We start from the raw sequence: 23,084 nt of genomic DNA, 5'->3' as shown, positions 1-23,084 counted from the left end.
GGAAGACCCGCCGCACGCGTGAGCTGCTGGGCGAGCAGGTGCAGGAGAGCCCGGAGATGGCCGCAGAGCCGCCTGCGGATCCTGATCCGCAGGCGCCCCGCCGTCGTGAGGTGCGTGGGGTGCGCAGTGTGCGTGGGGTGCGCGGGGTGCGCAGTGTGCGCGGGGTGCGCAGTGTGCGCGGGGCCTGCGGGGTCAGCGCCTGGTGCCGCAGCCCGGGCAGAACGCCGCGCCCTCCGGGATGTCCTGGTGGCACTGGCCGCACTGGGTCGGCTGGGCGAGCCGGTGGCCGCAGCCCGGGCAGAACGGCGTGCCGTGCGTCTCCGCCGAGCACTGCGGGCAGACGAGCTGGCGCGGCGTCCGCACGTCGAACTCGGCGCCGGACTGCTGGCCCTGCTGGTAGGAGCGGTCGGACACCATGTCGTTGAGGCCGCGCCGCTGCGCCGCCATCGCCTCGGCCGCGGTGTCCGGGGCGCAGGTGTGGCACAGGCCCTGGCCCGGGTCGAAGCAGCGGCCGCAGACGTAGTGGGTGCAGCGGGCGCAGCGGTTGAAGTGCACCTGGGCGTTGGTGATCGCGCGCTGGAAGGCGGCGTCGCGCGCGTTGCCCCAGGTGTGGCCGGCCAGGCCGTCGGCGGCGTTGCTGATGGTGTTGGCGTTGCCGCCGATGAGGTTCCAGGCGGCGCTGACGCCCTTGCCGATCCAGCCCGCCACCTGGCCGGTGGTGAACGCCTCGAACGACGAGCGCCAGGTGTCGGAGCAGCGGTAGCAGGAGAACTCGAACTGGAAGCCCGCGCCGGTGCCGTGCTGCTCGCACAGGTCGCGGTAGTTGCTGCTGAAGTAGATCTCGGAACTCACGTCGTCCCCGGTCGATGAAGTGGCATGTCGGCGGCCCCGGGCCCCCCAAGGTGCCGACACGGATGGGGCGGGTCACGGGGGCGCTGCACAGAATCGCACATGCCGTCATATTTTGTGAATCTCTTATGGACAACGCCTCGTGATCGCCGCACCGAGGGACGTCCGGACCCACCGGACCGGTTCCGATCATGCCGGTACCGGTTCCGATCGGAACCGGTCCGATCGGAACCGGCCGACGCCTCCTCAGAGCCCGGCGACCGGCAGCAGCAGGACCCGCGCCGGGTCGAACCGCTCCCAGCCGGCCGGCCGCCCACTGCGACTCACCCGCAACCGACACCACCGCTGCCCGGCGGAGTCCTGCCACCAGCCGCTGATCCGCCCGGACGCCCAGGTGCCGCCGCCGAGGTCCACCTCGACCGGCTGGTACACCCACTGGACGTCCGGGTCCGCCGGATCCCCGACGGCCACAGGACTGCGCCGACTCTCCACCACGGTTCCGCCTCCCGACCCGGCCCCGACGCGCGGCCTCCCCGGTCGGGCGGCCACGCGACCAGGCGTGCAGCTCACCCCGGAAACTCTACAGGCGTGTAGAGAATCACGGGAGGAGTTCCGCCGAAGCCCTCACCCGGCTCAGCGGCGACCCCGGCGCGCGCCACGGCGGCGGCGCCACAGGGCGAACGGCACGACGGCGGCCAGCCCGAGCGCGTCCGGCGCCGACGGCGCCTCCACCGGCGCGGCCGCGCCCGCGCCCGCGCCCGCCGGCACCTTGCCGAAGGTGTCCGGGACGGGCAGGGTGGACCAGTCCGTGAGCGGCCACGCGACGACGAAGGCCCGGCCGATCACGTTCCCCACCGGCACGAAGCCGTCACCGGTCTCGTTGTGGTGCGGGCGCGAGTCCCGCGAGTTGTTGCGGTGGTCGCCCATCACCCAGAGCTTGCCCTTGGGGACGGTGACGGTGCCCACCGGGTCCTGGTCGCAGGGCGCCGAACCGGGGAACAGGTACGGCTCGTCCAGCGCGACGCCGTTCACCTTCAACGGGCTGCCCGCCTTGCACTCGACGGTGTCCCCGCCGACCGCGATCACCCGCTTGATCAGGTCCTTCTCGTCCGCCGAGGGCATCAGGCCGACGGTGCTCAGCACCTTCTGGACCGAGCTCATCACCGAGCCGTCCGCGTGCGTCGGCGCGCTCTCCAGCCAGCCGCCCGGATCACGGAAGACCACCACCTCGCCGCGCTCGGGCTCGGCGCCGAACCAGGGCGTCAACTTGTCGACCAGCACCCGGTCGCCGATCGCCAGGGTCTGCTCCATCGAACCCGAGGGGATCGAGAAGGCCTGGACGAAGAAGGTCTTGATGCCGAGCGAGAGCAGCAGGGCGATCACCAGCAGAATCGGAAGCTCCTGCCAGAACGGGCGCTTCTTCCGCCCGCTCTTGGCGTCCGGCTCCGCGCCGCCGGCGCCGTCGGCCCCACCGGTCGGACCGCTGCCGCCGCTCCCGTCGCCGCCGGAACCACCGCCGGCCCGGCCGGCGCCGCCGCCGGATGCCTCGAAGGCCCCCGCCGCGCCCGGGACTTCGGGCGCACCCACCGCGCCGCGCTCCCCGGTTCCACCGCTCTCGCCGGACTCCGTACTCTGCTGGACACTCATCTTCTCGGCCCCTCCCGACGGCCTGGCGGGAGACCGGAACGGAAAACCCCCGCTGTCAGGGAACGAACCTACCGAACGGAGGTTCCCGGGCGCGCCCTGACATGGATCCGCTCGCCCTGAGGACCGAACAGACTGAGGAACTCCACCGGCTGCGGTCCGGCGTTGCCGAAGGCGTGCGGGGTCCGGGTGTCGAACTCGGCAGCCTCACCGGCCGTCAGCACCAGGTCGTGCGAACCGAGCACCAGCCGCAGCCGGCCGGACAGCACGTACAGCCACTCGTGGCCCTCGTGCACCTTCAGCTCCAGCTCGGGCTCGGTGCCCCGGCCGGGCGGCATGATCTGCTTGAAGGCGTGCAGACCGCCGAGGTGGCGGGTGAGCGGGATGATGGTCTGGCCGTTCCTGGTCACCGGGCGGGGATGGACCCGGGGGTCTCCGGTGGCCGGGGCGCCGACCAGTTCGTCCAGCGGCACCCGGTACTCCCGGGCCAGCGGCAGCAGCAGTTCCAGGGTCGGCTTGCGCTGCCCGGACTCCAACCGGGACAGCGTGCTGAGCGAGATCCCGGTGGCGGCGGCCAGTTTGGCGAGGGTGGTGCCGCGCTCGCGTCGCAGGGCGCGCAGCCGGGGGCCCACCGTGGTGAGGACGTTCTCGAAGTCTTCGTCGGCCATGCCTGCCATTCGCCGGGACGGCAAGGGCGTTTGTCAAACCGGCACACCGGTGCACGGGCGCGCGGGCTCGTCCGCGCGCCTATGCTGTCCGGCCATGCGCATCCACCTCACCCGGGACAGCGTCGCGGCCGGCGACGACGCCGACGCCCCGCACCCCGCGGCGCTCACCCTCCCCGACGGCCTCGACCTGCCGGAGGCGCTCGCCGCCCTCGGACTCCCCCGGCCGTACCTGCCCCTGATCGGCGGCGGCCGCGCCAGCTGGATCCTGCGCACCGGCGACGGCGCGCCGCTCGCCGTACTCGCCCAGCAGTGGCCGTGCGCCCGGCCGCTCCCGAGCGCCCGGGGCCCGCTCGCCCGCCTGGCCGGCCCGGACGGCGACGTCCGGCTGCACGCCGAGTACCGGCGCCAGCTGGACCCGGACACCGAGTACGACCGGCTCGCCGCCGGCTGAGGCCGGGGGCGCCGGAGCCTGGGCGCACCGGAGCCCGCCGGAGGCTTCGCCGACGCCCGTCCGCGGCGTAACCGGCTGCCGGCGGCGGAGCCCGGTGGCGACGCGTACCGCCACCGGGCCCCACCGCGGGTCGGCGCCGGGGGCTACCGGTACTCGCGCAGGCGCGGTCGGACGCCCAGCGCGGTGAGCGCGAGCGCCGCCGCCAGCGCCCCCGCGGCCAGGGCCGCCGTGCTGGCGTCGAGGTCGCCGTCGGTCGCGGCGACCGCCGAGTCCATCGCCTTGGCGTTGACCGCGATGGTGTCCCCGATGGCCGTGCTCAGCTGGTCGAAGTCGTAGTTGGACTGCCCCGGGGAGAGGCCGGTGTTGAGCGTCACCGCCTCCTTCAGCCGGCCCTCGTCGCGCAGCGCGCGGATCTTCCGGTCGTCCTGCTGGTACTGCTGGAAGGCGGCGAGCACCCGCTCGGCGGCGTCCTGCTCGCCGGGGAAGGTGATGTTGTGCAGTTCGGTGCCGAGGTAGCCGCCGAAGGGGACGGCCGTGTGGTCGGCGCGGTGCCGGGCCGCGGCGGCCGCCAGCTGGGCGTTGTAGTCGGCGAGGGTGGCGCCGTCCAGGCGGGCGATCGCCTGGGTCTTGTCGAGGAAGCTCTGCTCGTAGGCGGCCGCGCGGGACGGATCGGTGAGGTAGCGGCTCTCGTCGGCGTTCAGGTCGAAGGCGACGGCACGGGCGCGGCTGAGCGCGATCACCGAGTCGTAGGCGTTGCTCTTGGCGGTCACCAGGTGGTCGTCGGCGCGGCTGACCAGGTGCAGGCCGATCGCCAGCACGACGGCGGTGAGCAGCGTGACTGCGGCCAGCGCCGGGTTGACGACGCGGTGGTAGCGCACCACCAGGACGCGCTGGAGCCCGAGCAGCGCGGCGAGCGCGAGCAGGCCGACCGCGAGCAGCCACCACCAGCCGCTGCCGAGGGCGTCGCGGCGCTCGGTGTAGACCTGCTCGACGGTGGCCTCGTTGGCGGCGGTGACCTGGTCGGCGGCGGGCAGCAGTTGCTGGCGCAGCAGGTCGGTGGCCTGGCGGTAGGCGTCCAGGGCGGCGGGCGAGGGCTGGCCGGCCGGGGCCTTGGCCTGCTCCTCCAGCAGCTGGGCGCGGGCCACCAGGGCCTCGTAGCTGCCGAGTCGACCGAGCACCTGCTGGACGGCGCGCTGGCCGGCCGGGTCGGCGGCCGCGGCCTGGGCGGCCTGTTGGAGGTCGCCGTCGGCCTGCGCGCGGCGCTGCTCGTAGGTGTCGAGGGTCTGCTTGCGCAGCGTCGTGTAGTCGGGGTCGGCGCCGACCAGCAGCAGGTTGGCGGCCTGGGCGTCCATGTCGCTGAGCGCGAAGTAGAGGTCGGCGGCGCGGGTGGCCTGCGGGGCGGCCCGGTGGCCGATGGTGTCGGTGCCGTCGCGGGCCCCGCCGAGGACGGTGGTGGCGGCCGCGCCGAGGCCGATCAGGGCGGCCAGGCTGAGCGCGGTGAGGCCGCGGACCAGGCGCGGGGTGGTCCAGTAGGCGCGGCCGCCGACCGTCCGCGCGCCGTGCTGGAGCCGGGCCAGGGGGCTCGGGCGGGGGGTCGGGGCGGCCGGGGCTGGGGCCGGGGCCGGGGCCGGGGCCGGGGCCGGTTCCCCCGCCGGATCGGGTTCCGTCCCCGGGGCCGTCTCCCCCGTGGTGGCCGTCGTGCCCGCTGCCGAGGTGGTCATGGCCGCACGTTCCTCTCCCCCGTTGCACGGTCCGCCGGGGTTTCCTGCTGAAACCGGAGCAGAACCGTTTCTCTCCGCCGGGCGACGCTAGTGCCGCGCCACCTGCGGGAAGCCGCCCCCTGACGGCTCCTTGACGCCGCCGGGCGCCGTTCTTGACGCATCCTTAGCGACCGTCCCCGGCGCCCGGCGGTGCCCGCCAGTTCGCGGCGGTCCTCGGCGGTCCTCAGCGGTTCGCGGCGGTTCTCGGCGGTGGTGAGTGGTGAGTGGTGAGTGGTGATGGGTGGTGGTGGGCGGTGGTGGCCTGCGGTGGTGGGCGGGTCAGCCCTGCCCGGCCCGGCGGCCGCGGTTCGCCGTGCTCTTCCGCCGAGCCCTCTTCTTGCGGGCGCGCTTGGACATCCTGTGCTCTCCGATTCCGGGGAAGGGCTTCAAGCGGCCTGGCCGACCAACTGGTCCGCCAGCTTGACCAGGCGCTTCAGCGAGCGCTCCTCCTGGGCGGCCTGCGCCACCGGCGCCACCGAACCGCCGTCGTAGTAAGCGCCGTTGGCGACCGCGACGTCCGGCAGGCAGAGCCGGACGACGGCCGCCGCGCCCTCCGCCGCCGGCGCGCCGGCCCGCCCGTACAGCGGCAGCAGCGCCGTGTCGCACAGGCCCGGGTTGAGGCTGACGGCGGTGATGCCGGAGCCGGCCGGGGCCATGTCGGCGGTCGCCATGGTGAGCGCGAGCTGTGACTGCGCGTACGCGGCCACCCGTGAGTACCTCTTCACCCGGTGCGGGTCCGACCAGTTCATCGACGCCGTCCGGTGCAGCGAGGACGAGACGTTGACGATCCGGGCGTCGCCGGACGCCGAGAGCGGCGCCCGCAGCAGCCTGGCCAGCAGGTGCGCGGCCAGGAAGTTGACCTGCAGCGAGACCTCGTTGCCGTCGTCGGTCAGCGTGCAGCGCTCGGGCGCCAGCGCGGCGGCGTTGTTGACCAGCAGGTCCAGCGCCGGGTAGTGCTTGACGACCGTGCCGGCCAGCACCGCGACCTCCGAGAGGCGGGTGAAGTCGGCGGCCAGCTCGACGAGTTGGTCCCGGCGGGCGCCGGCGTCGACCAGCCGGGCGACGGCCGCCTCGGCCTCCGGGGTGGTCCGGGCGTGCACCAGCACGGTGGCACCCAGCCCGGCGAGCAGCCGGGCGGTCTCCCAGCCGATGCCGGAGGAGGCGCCGGTGACGAGGGCGGTACGAGCGGACAGGGCGGATTCGGACATGACCGTTCCCAGGGTGCGGGGCACCGCCAGCCCTGTCCGGGCCGGGGTGCGGGCTCAAAAGACCTGATGAGATGCGGAACTCGCGCGCCCGCCCGCACCCCGCGCCGATCGGGCGACGGGGCGAGGCGGGGCGCGGCACGTGCCGTGCCCTCCGGCGGGGAGGCGCGGATCAGCGCACGGCGATGGCGGCCGCGGCGACGCGGACCGGCGGCCGCGGATGCGGCGGGCGGTCGTGGTGGCGTGCCGGGCGGTTCATGCTCCTCATCCAACCGGCGGGCGCGGACCGGGGCAAGCGCCGCGCCGCCGCCCTGACGAATCCCTGACGCCGGGCGAACAGCCGTGCGGTCGGCGCCGGTTGCGGCAGCCGATCAACACTGCCTTCGCGGGGCCGCGCCGGCTTGCGGCGGCACGGCGGAGCCGGTCGCGAGCACCGCGCCCGAGCCGGACCGCGCCGCGCCCCGCCGCGCCCCGCCCTGCCGTCAGAGCCAGTTGCGGCGCTTGAAGACCACGTACAACCCGGTGCAGACCAGCGCCATCAGCCCGACCGCGAACGGGTAGCCGAACGCCCACTTGAGCTCCGGCATGATCTCGAAGTTCATCCCGTACACGGTGCCGATCAGCGTCGGCGCGAAGAGGATCGCCGCCCAGGAGGAGATCTTCTTGATCTCGTCGTTCTGCACGTGCCCGGCCTCGGCGAGCTGCTTCATCTCCTCGTTCTGCCGCTGCGAGACCAGCGTCGCGTTCACGGTCAGGATGTTCTGCAGCATCTGCCGGAAGCCGTCCACCCGCTCGGCGGCGTAGGTGGCGTGGTCGGCGACGTCGCGCAGGTAGCGCTGCAGCTCGTCGTCGGTGCCGTACTTGCCGAAGCCCGCCTCCAGGCTCTTCATGATCTCCAGCAGCGGCCGGGTGGCCCGCTGGAGCTCGATCACCTCGCGGGACAGCTCGTAGATGCGCCGGGAGACCTGCGGGTCGCCGCCGAACACCTCCGTCTCGATCTCGTCGATGTCGTGCTGGAGCCCGGCGATCACCGGCGCGTAGCCGTCCACCACGGCGTCCAGCACCGCGTACAGCACCGCCTCCGGGCCGAGCGCGAGCAGGTCCGGGTCCGTCTCCAGGCGGCGGCGCACCGCGGACAGGTCCGGTGCCTGCGAGTGGCGGACGGTGAGCACGAAGTCGGGGCCCACGAAGAGGTGGATCTCGCCGAAGTCGACCTCCTCCGCCTCGTCCAGGTAGCGCGCGGCGCGCAGCACCACGAACAGCGTGTCGCCGTAGCGCTCCAGCTTCGGCCGCTGGTGGGCGACGATGGCGTCCTCGACGGCCAGTTCGTGCAGGTTGAACCGGTCCGCCGCCTCCAGCAGCTGCGCCTCGGCGGGGCGGTACAGGCCGATCCAGGCCATCGCGCCGGGCCGGTCGGGCAGTTCGCGGTAGATGTCGGCGAGGTTCGCCGGTGTGTCGATCCGCCGCCCGTCCCGGTAGACCGCCGCGTCCACCACGGAACGCTCCAGGGTGACCGGCTCGACGGGCTGGTCGGGCCGCGGATCCATCGAGTGCTCCGGCGCCGGCTGCGCGTCGACGGGTCCGGAGCCCCCGGCGGGGCGGGAGAACGGACGCTTGCTCGCGCGCACGGCGCGCACACGCCAGTCGGACATGGCGGGTACCTCCACGGTGGGTGCCCGGTCGCCGTCCGGGGACGGCGGGCCGGAGGCGCCCGGCCGGCCACCACGCGCACGGCGCGACCGGCGGCACCCCGTCGAGGACGAGGTCAGCGCCGCGCGGGAGCCGTACGGGAGGAGGAACGCCGGGTGCCGCGAATGGTGCGGGACAACCGGGGGCGGGGCCGACTTCGACCCGGACTACTGCACTCCACGGCTCTCACCTCCTCGGCTCCGCGCGCCCGCGCACCGGAAGGGGGGCCTGCACAACTCCCGCCGAGTGTAGTACCCGCTCCCGGGTGCCTCCCACCGCCCGCCCCCGGGGGCGCCGCGCGACAGTGTTCCGGACCGGTCGTGCGCCCGGCGCGTTCGGGCACCAACGGCCGCCCGTGTCCTGCCCGTTCGTCCCGCCGATGCAACTACGGGGCCGCCACCGCCCGACTACGCTACGTGTCATGACTTCTTCGGAAACGGCCCCCGGGCGGGGCACGGCGGTGGTGATCGGCGGCGGGCTGGCCGGCACGGTGGCGGCCTGGGCCCTGCGCGGGTTCGCCGAACGGATCGTGGTGGTGGAGCGGGACCGCTACCCGGCGGAGCCCACGTTCCGGGCCGGGGTGCCGCAGGGCCGGCACGCGCACCTGGTGCTGGAGGCCGGGCACCGGGCGCTGGAGGAGATGATGCCCGGCATCAAGAAAGAGCTCACGGAGGCGGGCGCGATGAAGGTCGCCGTCTCGGGCGATCTGAAGTGGCTCAGCTCGGCGGGGTGGATGGCGCAGTACCCGGCACAGCTCGCCTTCCTCTCCTGCACCCGGCCGGTGCTGGACAAGGCGGTGCTGGACCGGGTCCGCGCCGAGCCCACGATCGAGTTCCTGGAAGGCGCCGACGTGGTCGGCCTGCTCGGGTCGGCCCGCACGGTGACCGGCGTCAAGGTCCGCGACCGCGGGCCCGAACGCGGCGAAGTCCGGGAGATACCTGCCGAGTTGGTGGTGGACGCGGCCGGCCGCACGACCTCGGTGCCGGACTGGCTGGCGGAGCTGGGCCACCCGCCGGTGCCCGAGGAGCGGGTGGACGCGGGCGTCGCGTACTCCTCCCGGCTGTTCCACCGCCCGGCCGGCGTCGACATCGGCTACAAGGCGATCTACGTGCAGACCAAGGCCCCGGACGCGCCCCACCTGGGTGTGCTGCTGCCGGTCGAGGGCGACCGCTGGATCGTCAGCGTCGCCGGCATGCGCGGCGCCGAACCCGAGCCCGGCGAAGCCGGGTTCACCAAGCAACTGGCCCGACTGCGCGACCCGAGCATCCGCGAGGCGCTCCAGCAGGCCGAGCCGGCCGGCGAGGTGCGCGGCTTCGTCCCCGGCCCCGGCATCCGGCGGCACTACGAACGCAGCGCCCCGGACGGCCTGGTGGTGGTCGGCGACGCCGCCAGCACCTTCAACCCGGTGTACGGGCAGGGCGTCACCGTCGCCCTGTTCTGCGCCCGGGAGCTGCGCCGCACCGCCCTGCGCCACGGCGGCATCGGCCACGCCACGGCCCGGGACGCCCGGCGCGCGATCGCGGCCGTCTCCAAGAACCCGTGGGTGATGTCCTGCACCGAGGACGTCCGCTTCGCCGCCACCACCGGCGGACCCTCCGGCGCCCTGCTCGCGCTCCAGCACCGCTTCCTCGACAAGGTGCTGGCCGGCGCCGCCCACAACCCGGCGGTCACCGCCGCCTTCCACGAGGTGATGTCACTGGTCGCCCCGCCGACGCTGCTGTTCCGCCCGTCGCTCCTCGCCGCCATCCTGCGGAGCTGACCGGCCGGGGGCGCGCCATCGGGTGCGGAGAGAGCCGGCCTGCTCGGCGCCTGCCGACCCGGGGCGCGCCCGGACGCCGCGCGCCCGGCCGGAACCGTCAGACGGGCTCCAGGTGCGCGGCCACGTACGGCACGGCGACCTGCTCCAGGGCGCCGCGGCCGAACGCCGGGTGGACGTTGACCTCGAAGACCACACCGCCGCTCTCGGCGGCGAGGTCGACACCGGCCAGCGGCAGGCCGAGGCAGGCGACCGCGCGGATCGCCAGGTCCGCGAGGCCCCGGGGCAGTTCGGCGGCGGCGAGCGGGGCGGAGACGGCGCCGCGGCTCTCGTTGCAGGGGGCGTCCGGATCCGCCTGCACGTGTTCGACCACCCGGACCACCCGGCCGTCGAGCACCACCACCCGGTACTGGTGGCGGCGGCCGTCCGGGGTGAAGTTGCGGGCATCCCGGGCGATCAGCCAGTCAGCCCCGCCGTGCTCGTAGTGCCGTGCGGCGGAGGCGAGTTGGGCGTGGGTGGTGACGTGGAAGACGTCGTCGCCACCCATCCCGACGCAGGGCCGGGCCCAGACGTCGCCGCCGAGCCGGTCGAAGGCCTCGGCGGCGGCCCGCGGGCTCGGCCGGGACAGCGAGACGGTCGGCATGTGCGCGACGCCGTCGCGGGTGAAGCGGGCCACCGTGAGGTCCTTCTCGGTGGCCGCCCGCCAGGCCTGCACATCGGTGCCGAGCGAGCGTGCGCCGTGCGCGCCCAGCAGCCGTTGGAAGGGCTCGAAGTCGCGCCGCCGGTGCGGCGGGATCTCGTAGACCACGACGGCGTCGGCCGCCACGCTGCGGCCGTCCGCCTCCAGGCGCAGCCCGCCCCCATCGTCGGGGCGGATCCGGCCGCCCCCGCCGGTCATGAAGTGCCGGGCGTCGAGCAGCACGGGCGCCCGGCCGGTGAGGGCCCGGGCCGCGGCGGCGAGGACGTCCCGGCTTCCTTCGGTCGAACTGTGATCAGTCAAGAGAACGAGCTCACGTCGACCCATGCGGGTCATGGAAGCGCGGGGCCCGCGCCCCGGCAAGGGGGCCCCACGAGCCAACACCCGCCCCACTGGCCGAAACCCGCGCGGACGCGGTGCGCTCCCGCCGGCAATTCGGATGCGGACGCTCCCCCCGCCCCGCTACCCTGGGCCGCATGTCCACGCCCCGAATTTCCTAGCCGACGGACCCGCCTCCACACCACCCGTGTGTCCGTTCGCTGTTTCGGAGCGTTATCCCATGATCACCACCCGTGGTGTCGACCTGCGCGTCGGCGCCCGCCTCCTGCTGTCCGACATCACCGTCCACATCGCCCCCGGCGACCGGATCGGCCTGGTCGGCCGCAACGGCGCCGGCAAGACCACCCTGCTCGCCACCCTCGCCGGACAACTGCCGCCCGCCGCCGGGACGGTCACCCGCACCGGCCCCGTCGGCTACCTCCCGCAGGACTCCCGCGCCGCCGACCCGTCCGCCACCGTCACCGACCGCATCCTGTCCGCCCGCGGCCTGGCCACCGCCGTCCACGCGCTGCGCGCCGCCGAAGAGGCGATGGCGCAGGCCGACGGACCACACGACCAGCGCCGGGCGATGGACGCCTACACCCGCGCCGAGGCCGAGTTCCAGTCCCGGGGCGGCTACGCGGCCGAGGCCGAGGCCGCCCGGGTCGCGGCCGGCCTCGGACTGCCCGCCCGGGTCATGGACACCCCGGTCGGCACCCTCTCCGGCGGCCAGCGCCGCCGGGTCGAGCTGGCCCGGATCCTCTTCGCCGACCACGGCACCCTGCTGCTCGACGAACCCACCAACCACCTCGACGCCGACTCCGTCGCCTGGCTGCGCGGCTTCCTCGCGGCCCACCAGGGCGGGCTGGTCCTGATCAGCCACGACCTCGGCCTGCTCGCCGACACCGTCAACCGGGTCTTCCACCTCGACCCGCAGCGCGCCGCGATCGACGTCCACAACACCGGCTGGCGGGCCTACCTCGACCAGCGCGCCGCCGACGAACGCCGCCGCACCCGGGAACGGGCCAACGCCGAACGCAAGGCCGCCACCCTGCACGCCCAGGCCGACCGGATGCGGGCCAACGTCGCCACCGCCACCAGCGCCCGCAGCATGGCCCGCCGCGCCGACCGGATGCTCGCCGAGCTCGAACCCGCCCGGCAGGCCGAACGGACGGCCCGGATCCGGCTGCCCGAACCCGCCCCCTGCGGCCGGATGCCGCTCGGCGCGATCAGCCTCGCCAAGGCCTACGCCGGTCGCCCGGTGCTCACCGGCCTCGACCTGGCCGTCGACCGAGGCAGCCGGCTGGTCGTGCTCGGCCTGAACGGCGCCGGCAAGACCACCCTGCTGCGCATCCTGGCCGGCCACGAGAACCCCGACACCGGCCGGGTGGTGCCCGGCCCGGGCCTGCGGCTCGGCTACTTCGCGCAGGAGCACGACACCCTCGACCCGGCGCGCAGCGTCCGCGACAACCTCGCCCAGGCCGCGCCGCACCTGAGCGACGGCGAACTGCGGCACGTCCTCGGCGCGTTCCTGTTCCGCGGAGACGACGCCGACAAGTCGGCCGGGGTCCTCTCGGGCGGTGAGAAGACCCGGCTGGCGCTGGCCGGCCTGGTCCACTCCGGCGCCAACGTCCTGCTGCTCGACGAGCCCACCAACAACCTCGACCCGGCCTCCCGGGCGGAGGTGCTGGCGGCGGTCGGCACCTACCCGGGCGCGATCGTGATGGTCACCCACGACCCGGGTGCCATCGAGGCCCTGCGGCCCGACCGCGTCCTGCTCCTCCCGGACGGCGGCGAGGACCTGTGGCACGACTCCTACCTGGAGCTGGTCGCCCTGGCGTGAGCGGCGCCGCCTGACGCCGCCGCGTGACAGCGCCACCCGCCAGCCCGGCCGCGCCCCGCCACCCTCCCCGGCGGGGCGCGGCCGGGCCCGAGCCGTCCTACGGCTTGCGCGCCTCGATCAGGAAGCGCGCGGAGTGGGCGACGAACGGCCCCTCCGTCCGGATCAGGGCGTCCAGTTCACGCAGCCGGTCCCGGTAGGCCGCCACGGTGAAGCCCGGGACCATCCAGATCACCTTCCGCAGGAAGTACACCACCGCGCCGATGTCGAGGAACTCCATCCGGAGCCGCTCGGAGCGCAGGTCCACCACCTCCAGCCCGGCGTCCCGCGCGGCGGCGCTCTCGTCCTCCGGGCGGCGCGCCCGGCGTGCCTCGGGCTGCGGGCCGAGGAAGTACTCGACCAGTTCGAACCCGGACGCCGGCCCCACGTGCTGGGCGCAGTAGGCGCCGCCGGGCCGCAGCACCCGGGCGATCTCCGACCACCAGGCCTTCACCGGATGACGGCTGGTGACCAGGTCGAAGGCCCCGTCGCCGAACGGCAGCGGCGGCTCGTCCGGGTCCGCGACCACCACCACGCCCAGCGGGTGCAACAGGCCGGTGGCGCGCGCGACGTTCGGCGGCCAGGACTCGGTGGCCGCCATGGTGGCCGGAAGCGCTCCGCGCTGCGCGGGGGCGGACGTCCCGGGGGCGGGCTGTCCTGTGGTGGGCTGTCCTGCGACGGGCTTCGCAGCGGCGAGCCGGGCCGCGCCGGCCAGCACCTCGCCGCCGCCGGTCTGAATGTCCAAGGCTGCCGAGGCCCGGCCCAGCCGCTCGGCCAGCAGCCGCTGGTAGCCCCAGGACGGCCGTTCCTCGGTGGCGCGGCCGGCGAGCCAGGAGAAGTCCCAGCCGTCCACGGACACCGCCTCGGCCTCGGCGATCAGCTCTTCGAAGGTGCGCATACCGGCATCATCCCGGTGGCCCGCCCACCCGGCGAGCCGTTTCACCCTCCGGGTCATCCCCTCGCACCGCAGCCCGGTTCCCCGGACCACGCGCGGACCGCCTGCCACGATCAGCCCGTTCACCGGTCCCGAACCGCCGGCCGCGACGGCCTGCGGTCCGTCATCTTCCAGCTCTGGCACTGGCACGAGGACGGCGAGCGCTACGACCTGGAGCTCTTCCACCTCACCCCCGATGCCACCGGCCACTGGCAGACCGACATCCGTCGCTCCACCTACTGGGCCCTCACCCAGTCCCAGCTCACCGCCCTCGCCTCCGAGGCCGGCTTCACCACCTCCCACTGGCAACTGCCCGCCCGAATGGGCTTCTTCCAACCCCTGCTCATCGCCCGCGCCCCCTGACCCTGGCCGACCCCGACGACTGCACGATCCACACCGGCCGGGACAATTCCGGGGTGCTATTGACATGGATCGCCGAAATAGCGGACGAACCACTGGTGCTGGAGCCGAGCGACCGGCGGGTCGAGTGGCGGACCAACACCTGGTACCTGAGTGCGGAGGATGAGGACAAGCAGTCCTTGTCCGTGACCGAGGTGGTCGCCGCCTTCGAACGAACCGCTCAGGCCATCCGGCACCGTATCCACGCGCTGGGCTTCGCCGGGGTGGCGACCTTCTACGTGTGGCACGACGTGCAGGTCGATCAACTCCGCTGCTCCACCGGATCGGTGGCCGTCGACGAACTGCCGTTCGGCGGCACCTACCTGCCCTCCGACGACCTCGTTCCGGTCGTCGAGGGCTTCCTGAGCGACCGACGGCCAGCCGGGACCAACCCGTCGGACCAGACCGCGCCCAACGCCATGACCCCCTTCCCCGTCTGGGTCCGCAACGTCGGACCGACCTCACGCTGACCTGTCCCGCACCCCGCCGAGGGCACCCCCGAGATCGGCTGGCCGCGATTCGCAGCTCAGCGGCCTGCGCCGGGAGTCCGGGCCGGTCAGGTCTCGCGCTGCGGGTGGTACTCGGACTCGGGTATGCCGAAGGTCCAGGCGACCCCGGCGCGGGCGGTGCGGGTGCTCGGCGGGACGCGCAGCCAGTAGGTGCGGAAGGTGCCGTCGGGCTCGGCGGTCGAGTTGACGACCTCGACCATGACCACCGGTTCGTCGTCGGGCAGGGTGATCCGCCAGAGCACCCCGGTCTCGTCGCGGTGGATGGGCTCGGCACCGGAGTCGGCCAGGTAGCGCTCGTAGCCGTAGTGCTCCAGCAGGACACGGCGCAGTTCGGCGTTCTCCTCGGTGCGGATCCGCTCGACGGTGACGTCGGCCAGCCCGGCCAGGAACTCGGCGGGCACGGGCATGCCGCGCCAGGCGTGCAGGGCGAAGCCGTCGGCGTACTCCAGGGCGGGGCCGTCCGCCCGGTCGAGCCGCCCGGCCTCGTCACGGTGCAGCGCGACGGGGCGCTCGCTGACCAGCGCGACGTCCTGGTACGGCCACCACCAGCCGGCCTCGCGGGCCACCCCGGCGAGCGGCGCGACGGCCTCGGCGCTGCCCCCGGCCGCGCCGGGGGCGGCCTCGAAGGCGGCGAACCAGGGAGCGTCGTGCTGGCCGCGCACGGCGTCGAGCAGGGCGAGCCGGACGGTGGTGCGCCGGGCGCGGGCGGCGGCGGCCGCGTCGTCCGAGGCCTCCTCGCGGTCGGCCTCGGGGGCGAGCCGGTCGAGGACCGCCGTGCGGATGCGGTCGGCGAGCGGGGTGGTGACCGGGCCGAGCTCGCCGCCGGTGAGTGCCCAGTGCGCCGCCCACCCGGCCGCACCGACCTCCTCGACGGCCCGCCGCCGGGCCTGTTCCCAGGGCCCGGTGCGCACGGCCTCGCGTACGCTCACCGCGCCGGCGGCCCGCAGCTGCAGCGCCGCCTCGGCGGCGGCGAACGGCGAGCCGAACCAGTGGACGGCCGTGGGCTCGGGCAGCCCGGCCGCCCGGTAGGCGGCCCGGACCGCGTGCTCGGCCGCCGACCGGTCGGCCGGGCCGGTGGCCGCCGCAGCGGCCCGCCAGCGGGCCGTCACCTCGGCGGGCCCGGCCGTCACCGCGCCCGCCGGGCGGTCAGGGATCGTCGTCTCCATCGTCTGCTCCGTTCCCGGCCGGGCTCCCCGCCCGGCCGCCTGCTTCCGTTCCGTTCGGCACTGCGCGTTCCACGCTGCACGTTCCGCGTGGCACGCCACGCCCGCCCACCCGTCCACCGGCTGCCTGCCATCGCCCGGCACCCGGCCACCCGCCCGTCGGCCAGTCCGTCAGCCGTCGGCCCGTTCGTCGGGCCCTGCGTCAGTCCGCGACCACCCGCACTGCGCCCGGGGTGTACTCGCGCTGGCGCACCACCCGGTACCAGCTCTTCGGCAGCGGTATCGCCGCATGCTCCTCGTGCACCACCCGGCCGCCCTCGGGCAGGTGCAGCCAGCCCGCGCCGAACGGACCGGCCTCCCGGCGCAGTTCCCCGGGACCGACCACGGCGTGCGCGTGGCCGGTGACCTCCCCGAGGGCCAGCACCATCCGGCCCCGGCCGTCCCGGGGCTGGACGGCCAGCGCGGCCACCCGGGGCGGCACGGCACCCTCCTCGACCGGCACGATCAATACATCGCCCTGGCGGTACATCAGTCCTCCCTCGCCGTACGGCCGGACCCCGGCGACTGCCGGAATCCCGGGCTCCACCGCGCTGTTCGCGATCACGTTCCGGAGCCACGACCAGAACGTAGAGCAAGGGTCTGACAACGCGCCCGGCCGGCCACCCGGCCACCGGATTGTCGGACCCGGCTGGTAGACACGTGTTCGGCCCCGACCCCTGAGGAGCAGCGCATGACCGTCAACCACCACATCGAGCAGTTCCACGGTCTCCCGGTCTTCGACTTCGTCCAGGCCCTGGACGAGGCCGCCGACGCCGGCGACGCGGCAGCCGTGACCCTGCCGGAGCCGGCGTCGGCAGCCTGGCGGATCGGCCTGCACTACGAGTCCGAGGAGGCCTTCACCGAGCGCTGGCGGCAGTTCCTCGACAGGGTCGACACCGAGCGCGTGACGGCCGTGGTGATCGGCCCGTGGTTCTCCGACGAGCCGGAGCAACTCGACGCCGCCCTGGCCGCGATCGTCGAGGCGGCGGACCGGCTGCCCGCGCTGCGGGGGCTCTTCGTCGGCGACGTCACCTACGAGGAGAGCGAGATCTCCTGGTTGGAGATGTGCGATGTCACCCCGCTGCTGACGACCTACCCCGAACTGACCGAGCTGGTGGTGCGCGGCGGCAGCAACCTGGAGCTGACACCCGTGCGCCACGAGGCGCTGCGAGCGCTGCGCTTCGAGGCCGGCGGCCTGCCGGCCCCGGTGGTGCGGGCGGTGGCCGGCTGCGACTTCCCCGCCCTGGAGCGGCTCGAACTCTGGCTCGGCGTCGACAACTACGGCGGCGACGCCACGCTGGACGACCTCGCCCCCTTCCTGGACGGCACACGCTTCCCCGCGGTGCGCCATCTGGGCCTGCAGAACAGCGAGTTCGAGGACGACATCGCGGCCGCCGTGGCGCACGCGCCCGTGGTGGCCCGGTTGGAGTCGCTCAGCCTCGCCATGGGCGTACTGACCGACCAGGGCGCCACCGCCCTGCTGGAGGGCCAGCCCCTCACCCACCTGCGCGCCCTCGACCTGCACCACCACTTCCTCACCGGGGAGGTGCAGCAGCGCCTCACCGAGGCCCTGCCGGGCGTCGAGATCGACCTCTCCGAGGCCGGAAAGCCCGACGACCGGTGGCGCTACGTCGCCGTGGCCGAGTAACCGTCACCGACCGCGCGCCCGACGCCGCCGCACCACCACACCGACCAGCCCACCACGCCCATCCGTCTGGAGCCGACATGACCGTCTCCCTCCACCCCGACCGCTTCCACGACCTGCCGATCCGCGACTTCACCCCCGACGACGGCACCCGCACGCCGCCCGCCGCCGGCTCGGTCGCCTGGCGGCTCGCCCTGGACTACGACGCGAAGCACGACTTCGCGCAGCTCTGGCAGACCTTCCTCGACACCGTCGACCCTGGCGGAATCCGCGCCCTGGTGATCGGCCCCTGGTGGCACGGCGGCTACGTCCCCGTGGCTGCCACCGTCGCCGCCATCGCCGCGGACGCGGAGCGCCTGCCCGCCCTGGAGGCGCTCTTCCTCGGGGACGTGACCTACGACGAGTGCGAGATCTCCTGGATGGAGATGGGCGACGTCACCCCGCTGCTGACGGCCTTCCCCGGGCTGACCGAGCTGACCGTCCGCGGCGGCACGGACCTGAGCCTCCAGCCGGTGCGGCACGACCGGCTGACCGCGCTGCGCTTCGAGGCCGGCGGCCTGCCGGCCCAGGTGGTGCGGGCGGTGGCGGGTTCCGAGCTGCCGGCGCTGAAGCGCCTGACGCTCTGGCTCGGCGTGGACGAGTACGGCGGTGATGCCACGATCGACGACCTCGGGCCCTTCCTGGACGGCGCCCGCCTCCCGAGCCTGCGCCACCTCGGGCTGGCCAACAGTGAGTTCCAGGACGAGATCGCCTCGGCCGTCGCGCACGCGCCCGTGGTGGCCCGGCTGGAGTCGCTCGACCTGTCCATGGGCGTGCTCTCCGACGAGGGCGCCGCCGCCCTGCTGGAGGGCCAGCCCCTCACCCACCTGCGCGCCCTCGACCTGCACCACCACTACCTCAGCGAGGAGCTGCAGCAGCGCCTCACCGAGGCCCTGCCCGGGGTCGCGCTCGACCTCTCCGAGGCCGAGGACCCCGACGAGGACGAGGACGACGGGGACCGCTACGTCGCGGTCGCCGAGTAGGCGGGTGACGGCACGATGACACCGCAGCTGACCGTCCTCGGCAATCCCGGGCACCGACGGGTGACGCTGTTCGCCGCCGCCGCCCGGGCCGCCGGGCTGCCCGAGCCCGCCGTCCTGCCCTGGCTGGACGTGCTGCGCGGCGACTACCGGCTGCCCGAGGACGGCCTGCTGCGGATCGAGTCGCCCGGTGAGGAGGCCCTGGTCGACGAACTGCTGCGCGGCCCGGCGCTCGGCCCGTCCTACGCGCCGACCCGGGTCGAGGGCACGGCCGCCTGGTACGCGGGGGTGACGGCCGCGCTGCGCGAGCTGGCCGGGCGCCCCGGCGTACGGCTGCTGGGCGATCCGGAGGAGATCGCCGTGATGTTCGACAAGCGGCGGGCGCACGCGCTCCTCGCCGCCGCCGGGGTGCCGGTACCCCGGGCGCTGGGCGGCGAGGTCACCGGCTGGGAGCAGTTGCGCGGGCGGCTGGCCGCGGCCGGCCTGCGCCGGGTCTTCGTCAAGCCCGCGCACGGCTCCTCCGCCTCCGGGGTGACGGCCCTGCAGTTCGGGCCGCGCGGGCAGGTCCTGGCCACCACGTCGGTCGAGCTGGCCGACGGGCTGCTGCACAACTCGCTGCGGGTCCGCCACTACCGCAGCGAGCGGGAGGTGGCCGAGATCATCGACCGGCTGGCACCGGACGGGCTGCACGTCGAGCAGTGGATCCCGAAAGCCGCGCAGTCCGGCCGCTCGGCGGACCTGCGCGTGGTGGTGGTCGCCGGCCGGGCCACCCACGCGGTGGTGCGCACGAGCGCGCAGCCGATGACCAACCTGCACCTCGGCGGCGCCCGGGGCAGCCTCGACCTGGCCCGGGAGGCCGCCGGGCCCGCATGGCCGGCCCTGCTGGAGACGGCCGAGCGCGCGGCGGCCTGCTTCCCCGGCTCGTTGATGGTCGGGGTCGACGTTCTGCCCACGGCCGGCTGGCGGCGCGCCCTGGTCGGCGAGGTCAACGCCTTCGGCGACCTGCTCCCCAACCTCACCGGCCTGCCCGGCGGCCCCGCCGAGGGCCTCGACACCTACGGCGCCCAGCTCGCCGCCCTCACCGGGGCCACCGGCCGCACCACCGGAACGCCCCTCCCCACCCCGACGGACCACCAGATCACGGAACCCTCCCGATGAACCACCAGACCTCCCCCCGCACCCAGGCTCCCGCTCCGGCCCCCGACATGAACGCGGTCGTCGGCACGCACGACCTGCTGCTCGTCACACTCGACACGCTCCGCTTCGACGTCGCCGAGGAGCTGGCCGCCGCCGGCCGGATCCCGCACCTCGCCGCCTTCCTCCCCGGCGGCCGCTGGGAGCGCCGGCACGCCCCCGGCAGTTTCACCTACGCCTCCCACCAGGCGATCCTGGCCGGTTTCCTGCCCACCCCGGCCTCCCCCGACGGCCCCCACCCGCGCCTGTTCGCGGCCCGCTTCGCCGGCTCCGAGAGCACCGCCCCGCGCACCTGGGTGTTCGACGCACCGGATCTGCCGACCGCCCTCGCCGCCGCCGGGTACCGGACGGTCTGCATCGGCGGCGTGGGCTTCTTCAACAAGCAGGGCCCGCTCGGCTCGGTGCTGCCCGGCCTGTTCCAGGAGAGCCACTGGGAGCCCGGGATGGGCGTGCCGTCCCCGACGTCCTTCGAGGAGCAGGTCGCCCGGGCGGAGCGGGTCGCCGCCGAACAGCCCGCCGGGCAACCGCTGTTCCTGTTCCTGAACGTCTCGGCACTGCACCAGCCCAACTGGTTCCACCTGCCCGGCGCCACCCGTGAGCACGGCGACTCCCGGGCCAGCCACGCCGCCGCCCTGGAGTACGTGGACGCCCACATCGGCCGGCTCTTCGCGGCGATGAGCGCCCGCCGCCCCTGCTTCGCGATCGTCTGCTCCGACCACGGCACGGCGTACGGCGAGGACGGCTACACCGGTCACCGGATCGGCCACGAGGTGGTCTGGACCGTCCCGTACGCCCACTTCACCATCCCTGCGGCCGTCCCCGATGCCGCCCCCGCAGCCAGCCCTGCCGCCGCTGCCGTCCCCGCCACCGTCACAGCCATCGCCGCCACCACCGAGGAGCGCGCATGACCACCACACCCCCGCGCCCCGACTCGCCCTACCAGTCCTACGTCTACGCCTACCCGCACAAGACCGCCTACCGCCCGCTGCCCGAGCGCCCGGGGCTGCGCGAGCTGTGGGCCGGCGAGGCACAGGACGCGCTCTCGCTCTACCTGCACATCCCGTTCTGCGAGGTCCGCTGCGGCTTCTGCAACCTGTTCACCAGGATCGGCAGCCCCGAGGGCCTGACCACCGCGTACCTGGACGCCCTGGAGCGCCAGGCGGTGGCCGTCCGCGCCGCGCTGGACGAGGGCGCGCGCTTCGCACTGGCCGCCTTCGGCGGCGGCACGCCCACCTATCTGACGGCCGGCGAGCTGGAGCGGCTGTGCGACATCGCCGAGCGGCGGATGGGCGCCGACCTGCGGGCGATACCGCTCTCGGTGGAGGCCTCCCCCGCCACCGCGACCGCCGACCGGCTGGAGGTCCTGGCCGCCCGGGGCGCCACCCGGCTGAGCCTGGGCGTGCAGTCCTTCGTCGACGCCGAGGCCCGCTCCGCCGTGCGCCCGCAGAAGCGGGCCGAGGTGGAGGCCGCCCTCGACCGGATCCGTGCCGCCGGGTTCCCGGTGCTCAACATCGACCTCATCTACGGCATCGACGGCCAGTCCGAGGCCAGTTGGCTGCACTCGCTGGACGCCGCGCTCGCCTGGCAGCCCGAGGAGCTGTACCTCTACCCGCTCTACGTGCGCCCGCTCACCGGCCTCGCCCGGCGCGGCGAGCAGGAGAGCCAGTCCGCCTGGGACACCCGCCGGCTCGCGCTCTACCGCACCGGCCGCGACCACCTGCTGGCCCACGGCTACCAGCAGGTGTCGATGCGGATGTTCCGCCGCGCCGCTTCCCCGCAGGCCGGGGCGAGCGAGTACGCCTGCCAGACGGACGGCATGGTCGGCCTGGGCTGCGGCGCCCGCTCCTACACCTCGCGGCTGCACTACTCCTTCGACTACGCGGTGAACGCCACCGAGGTGCGCGGAATCATCGACGGCTTCGTCGCCACCGAGGACTTCCACCACGCCGAGGTGGGGCACCGGATGAGCGGCTGGGAGCCGCGCCGGCGGCACCTGGTGCAGTCGCTGCTCCAGGCCGAGGGCATGCCGCTGGCCGACTACCGGGCCCGCTTCGGCAGCACACCGGCCGCCGACTTCCCGACGGAGCTGGCCGAGTTCACCGCGCGCGGCTGGCTCGCCGATGACCAGGACCGCCTGGTGCTCAGCCCGGAGGGCCTCGCGCACTCGGACGCGGCCGGGCCGATGCTGTTCTCGCCCGAGGTCCGGTCCCTGATGACGGCGTACGAGGCGAAATGACCTTCCTCGGCCTGCCGTCCACCACCCCGCCCGCCCCGCGCACACCGACCGCCGAGAGCGCACCGACCGGCGCGACCGCCGCGACCGCCGCGACCGCCGCGACCGACCGTGGGCGCGACCTCACCCTGCTCTACCGTGGCCCACTCGCCTCCTGCGACTACGACTGCCCCTACTGCCCGTTCGCCAAGCGCCGCGACACACCCGACCAACTGCGCGCCGACCGCGCGGCCTTGGAGCGGTTCACCGACTGGGCGGCCGGCCGGGCGGGCAGCGGCGACACCCTCGCCCTGCTGTTCACGCCCTGGGGCGAGGGCCTGGTGCGGTCCTGGTACCGGCGGGCGCTGGTCGAGCTGAGCCAGCTCCCGCACGTACGCCGGGTGGCGATCCAGACCAACCTCAGCTGCCGGACCGACTGGCTCGCCGAGGCCGATCCCGACACCCTCGCGCTCTGGGTGACGTACCACCCCGGCCAGGTCACCCGGGAGCGCTTCCTCGCCAAGTGCCGGGAGCTGGACGCCCTGGGCGTGCGCTACAGCGTCGGCGTGGTCGGCCAGCCCGAGCACCTGGCCGAGGCCCGCCGACTGCGCGCCGAGCTCGCCGCAGGCGTCTACCTCTGGGTCAACGCCGCCGAGGGCCGCACCTATACCGACGCCGAGGCCGCAGACTGGGCGGCCGTCGACCCGCACTTCGGCTACAGCCGGCACGCCCACCCCAGCGCCGACCACCCCTGCCGCACCGGCGAGTCCGTGCTCTCCGTGGACGGCGACGGCACCGTCCGCCGCTGCCACTTCGTCCGGGACGTTCTCGGCAACCTGTACGACGGCTCCTACCGCACCCAACTGCGGGCGCGCGGCTGCCCGTTGCCGGTCTGCGACTGCCACATCGGCTACGTCCACCTGGAGACCCTGCCGCTGTACGAGCTGTTCGGCGCCGGCGTGCTGGAGCGGGTGCCACACGGCTGGCCGCAGCGCGGGTGAGACCGGGCGGCGGGACGCGGCAACCCTATTGCCGGACGGGGCCGCCACCCGTG

22 protein-coding genes are annotated in these 23,084 nt (G+C 74.7%); 11 read left to right on the top strand and 11 right to left on the bottom strand.

The window, feature by feature from the left end:
• Positions 1-192: 192 nt before the first annotated feature.
• From AB0R04_RS24930 to AB0R04_RS24915, 4 genes are all read right to left on the bottom strand, one after another.
• Complete coding sequence (locus AB0R04_RS24930; RefSeq protein WP_063350729.1) at positions 193-852, bottom strand: zinc ribbon domain-containing protein; 660 nt, start codon at positions 850-852, stop codon at positions 193-195.
• Between the two features lie 243 nt (positions 853-1,095).
• Complete coding sequence (locus AB0R04_RS24925) at positions 1,096-1,344, bottom strand: hypothetical protein (RefSeq protein ID WP_363374831.1); 249 nt, start codon at positions 1,342-1,344, stop codon at positions 1,096-1,098.
• Positions 1,345-1,482: 138 nt separating this feature from the next.
• Positions 1,483-2,496 carry a signal peptidase I gene (gene lepB / locus AB0R04_RS24920; RefSeq protein ID WP_363374829.1) on the bottom strand — a complete coding sequence of 338 codons (1,014 nt, stop codon included), beginning with the start codon at positions 2,494-2,496 and terminating at the stop codon, positions 1,483-1,485.
• Between the two features lie 68 nt (positions 2,497-2,564).
• Complete coding sequence (locus tag AB0R04_RS24915) at positions 2,565-3,161, bottom strand: helix-turn-helix transcriptional regulator (RefSeq protein WP_063350727.1); 597 nt, start codon at positions 3,159-3,161, stop codon at positions 2,565-2,567.
• Positions 3,162-3,255: 94 nt separating this feature from the next.
• Here AB0R04_RS24915 and AB0R04_RS24910 point away from each other — a divergent pair, with 94 nt between their 5' ends.
• Positions 3,256-3,612, top strand: a complete 357-nt coding sequence (locus AB0R04_RS24910; protein WP_363374827.1) for a hypothetical protein — start codon at positions 3,256-3,258, stop codon at positions 3,610-3,612.
• Positions 3,613-3,755: 143 nt separating this feature from the next.
• Here the strand turns inward: AB0R04_RS24910 and AB0R04_RS24905 are convergent, their stop codons facing one another.
• From AB0R04_RS24905 to AB0R04_RS24895, 3 genes are all read right to left on the bottom strand, one after another.
• A complete protein-coding gene (locus AB0R04_RS24905; protein WP_363374825.1) occupies positions 3,756-5,333 on the bottom strand; it encodes a hypothetical protein in 1,578 nt (525 codons plus the stop codon).
• Between the two features lie 425 nt (positions 5,334-5,758).
• Positions 5,759-6,580 carry an SDR family NAD(P)-dependent oxidoreductase gene (locus AB0R04_RS24900; protein WP_363374822.1) on the bottom strand — a complete coding sequence of 274 codons (822 nt, stop codon included), beginning with the start codon at positions 6,578-6,580 and terminating at the stop codon, positions 5,759-5,761.
• Positions 6,581-7,059: 479 nt separating this feature from the next.
• Positions 7,060-8,229, bottom strand: coding sequence for a magnesium and cobalt transport protein CorA (locus tag AB0R04_RS24895; RefSeq protein WP_363374820.1), 1,170 nt, complete (start codon positions 8,227-8,229; stop codon positions 7,060-7,062).
• A gap of 458 nt (positions 8,230-8,687) precedes the next feature.
• Here AB0R04_RS24895 and AB0R04_RS24890 point away from each other — a divergent pair, with 458 nt between their 5' ends.
• Positions 8,688-10,025: an FAD-dependent monooxygenase gene (locus AB0R04_RS24890; RefSeq protein WP_363374817.1), complete on the top strand. Its 1,338-nt coding sequence runs from the start codon at positions 8,688-8,690 to the stop codon at positions 10,023-10,025.
• Between the two features lie 97 nt (positions 10,026-10,122).
• Here AB0R04_RS24890 and AB0R04_RS24885 read toward each other — a convergent pair whose 3' ends face one another.
• Entirely contained in the window at positions 10,123-11,022 is a 900-nt protein-coding gene (locus AB0R04_RS24885) for an alpha-L-glutamate ligase (RefSeq protein WP_363374814.1), read from the bottom strand.
• Positions 11,023-11,278: 256 nt separating this feature from the next.
• Between AB0R04_RS24885 and AB0R04_RS24880 the strand changes: the two genes are divergently transcribed.
• Positions 11,279-12,880 carry an ABC-F family ATP-binding cassette domain-containing protein gene (locus AB0R04_RS24880; protein WP_363374812.1) on the top strand — a complete coding sequence of 534 codons (1,602 nt, stop codon included), beginning with the start codon at positions 11,279-11,281 and terminating at the stop codon, positions 12,878-12,880.
• Between the two features lie 97 nt (positions 12,881-12,977).
• On the opposite strand, the gene AB0R04_RS24875 is transcribed toward AB0R04_RS24880, so the two are convergent.
• On the bottom strand, positions 12,978-13,814 hold the full coding sequence (locus AB0R04_RS24875; RefSeq protein WP_363374810.1) for a methyltransferase domain-containing protein: 837 nt from the start codon (positions 13,812-13,814) through the stop codon (positions 12,978-12,980).
• 15 nt (positions 13,815-13,829) lie between these two features.
• On the opposite strand from AB0R04_RS24875, the gene AB0R04_RS24870 reads away from it, so the two are divergent.
• A complete protein-coding gene (locus tag AB0R04_RS24870; RefSeq protein ID WP_363374807.1) occupies positions 13,830-14,213 on the top strand; it encodes a hypothetical protein in 384 nt (127 codons plus the stop codon).
• Between the two features lie 53 nt (positions 14,214-14,266).
• Positions 14,267-14,719, top strand: a complete 453-nt coding sequence (locus tag AB0R04_RS24865; RefSeq protein WP_363374804.1) for a hypothetical protein — start codon at positions 14,267-14,269, stop codon at positions 14,717-14,719.
• 86 nt (positions 14,720-14,805) lie between these two features.
• Here the strand turns inward: AB0R04_RS24865 and AB0R04_RS24860 are convergent, their stop codons facing one another.
• Positions 14,806-15,924 (bottom strand): DUF6745 domain-containing protein, encoded by a 1,119-nt coding sequence (locus tag AB0R04_RS24860; RefSeq protein WP_363374802.1) that lies wholly within the window; start codon positions 15,922-15,924, stop codon positions 14,806-14,808.
• Between the two features lie 199 nt (positions 15,925-16,123).
• Positions 16,124-16,450 carry a hypothetical protein gene (locus AB0R04_RS24855; protein WP_063350717.1) on the bottom strand — a complete coding sequence of 109 codons (327 nt, stop codon included), beginning with the start codon at positions 16,448-16,450 and terminating at the stop codon, positions 16,124-16,126.
• 201 nt (positions 16,451-16,651) lie between these two features.
• On the opposite strand from AB0R04_RS24855, the gene AB0R04_RS24850 reads away from it, so the two are divergent.
• From AB0R04_RS24850 to AB0R04_RS24825, 6 genes are all read left to right on the top strand, one after another.
• Positions 16,652-17,608, top strand: coding sequence for an STM4015 family protein (locus AB0R04_RS24850; RefSeq protein WP_363374800.1), 957 nt, complete (start codon positions 16,652-16,654; stop codon positions 17,606-17,608).
• Positions 17,609-17,685: 77 nt separating this feature from the next.
• The gene (locus AB0R04_RS24845) at positions 17,686-18,627 is read left to right on the top strand and encodes an STM4015 family protein (RefSeq protein ID WP_363374797.1); all 942 of its coding nucleotides are present in this window, start codon (positions 17,686-17,688) and stop codon (positions 18,625-18,627) included.
• A gap of 15 nt (positions 18,628-18,642) precedes the next feature.
• Positions 18,643-19,782 (top strand): STM4014 family protein, encoded by a 1,140-nt coding sequence (locus tag AB0R04_RS24840; protein ID WP_363374795.1) that lies wholly within the window; start codon positions 18,643-18,645, stop codon positions 19,780-19,782.
• A gap of 47 nt (positions 19,783-19,829) precedes the next feature.
• Positions 19,830-20,726 (top strand): STM4013/SEN3800 family hydrolase, encoded by an 897-nt coding sequence (locus AB0R04_RS24835; protein WP_363374835.1) that lies wholly within the window; start codon positions 19,830-19,832, stop codon positions 20,724-20,726.
• Positions 20,723-22,054 (top strand): STM4012 family radical SAM protein, encoded by a 1,332-nt coding sequence (locus AB0R04_RS24830; RefSeq protein WP_363374794.1) that lies wholly within the window; start codon positions 20,723-20,725, stop codon positions 22,052-22,054. Before AB0R04_RS24835 ends, AB0R04_RS24830 begins: the two co-directional genes overlap by 4 nt.
• A complete protein-coding gene (locus tag AB0R04_RS24825) occupies positions 22,051-23,031 on the top strand; it encodes an STM4011 family radical SAM protein (protein WP_363374791.1) in 981 nt (326 codons plus the stop codon). Before AB0R04_RS24830 ends, AB0R04_RS24825 begins: the two co-directional genes overlap by 4 nt.
• Positions 23,032-23,084: the final 53 nt, after the last annotated feature.

Source organism: Kitasatospora sp. NPDC056731, assembly GCF_040687675.1.
Classification (GTDB): domain Bacteria; phylum Actinomycetota; class Actinomycetes; order Streptomycetales; family Streptomycetaceae; genus Kitasatospora.
This window is presented reverse-complemented; position numbering and strand designations above follow the sequence as displayed.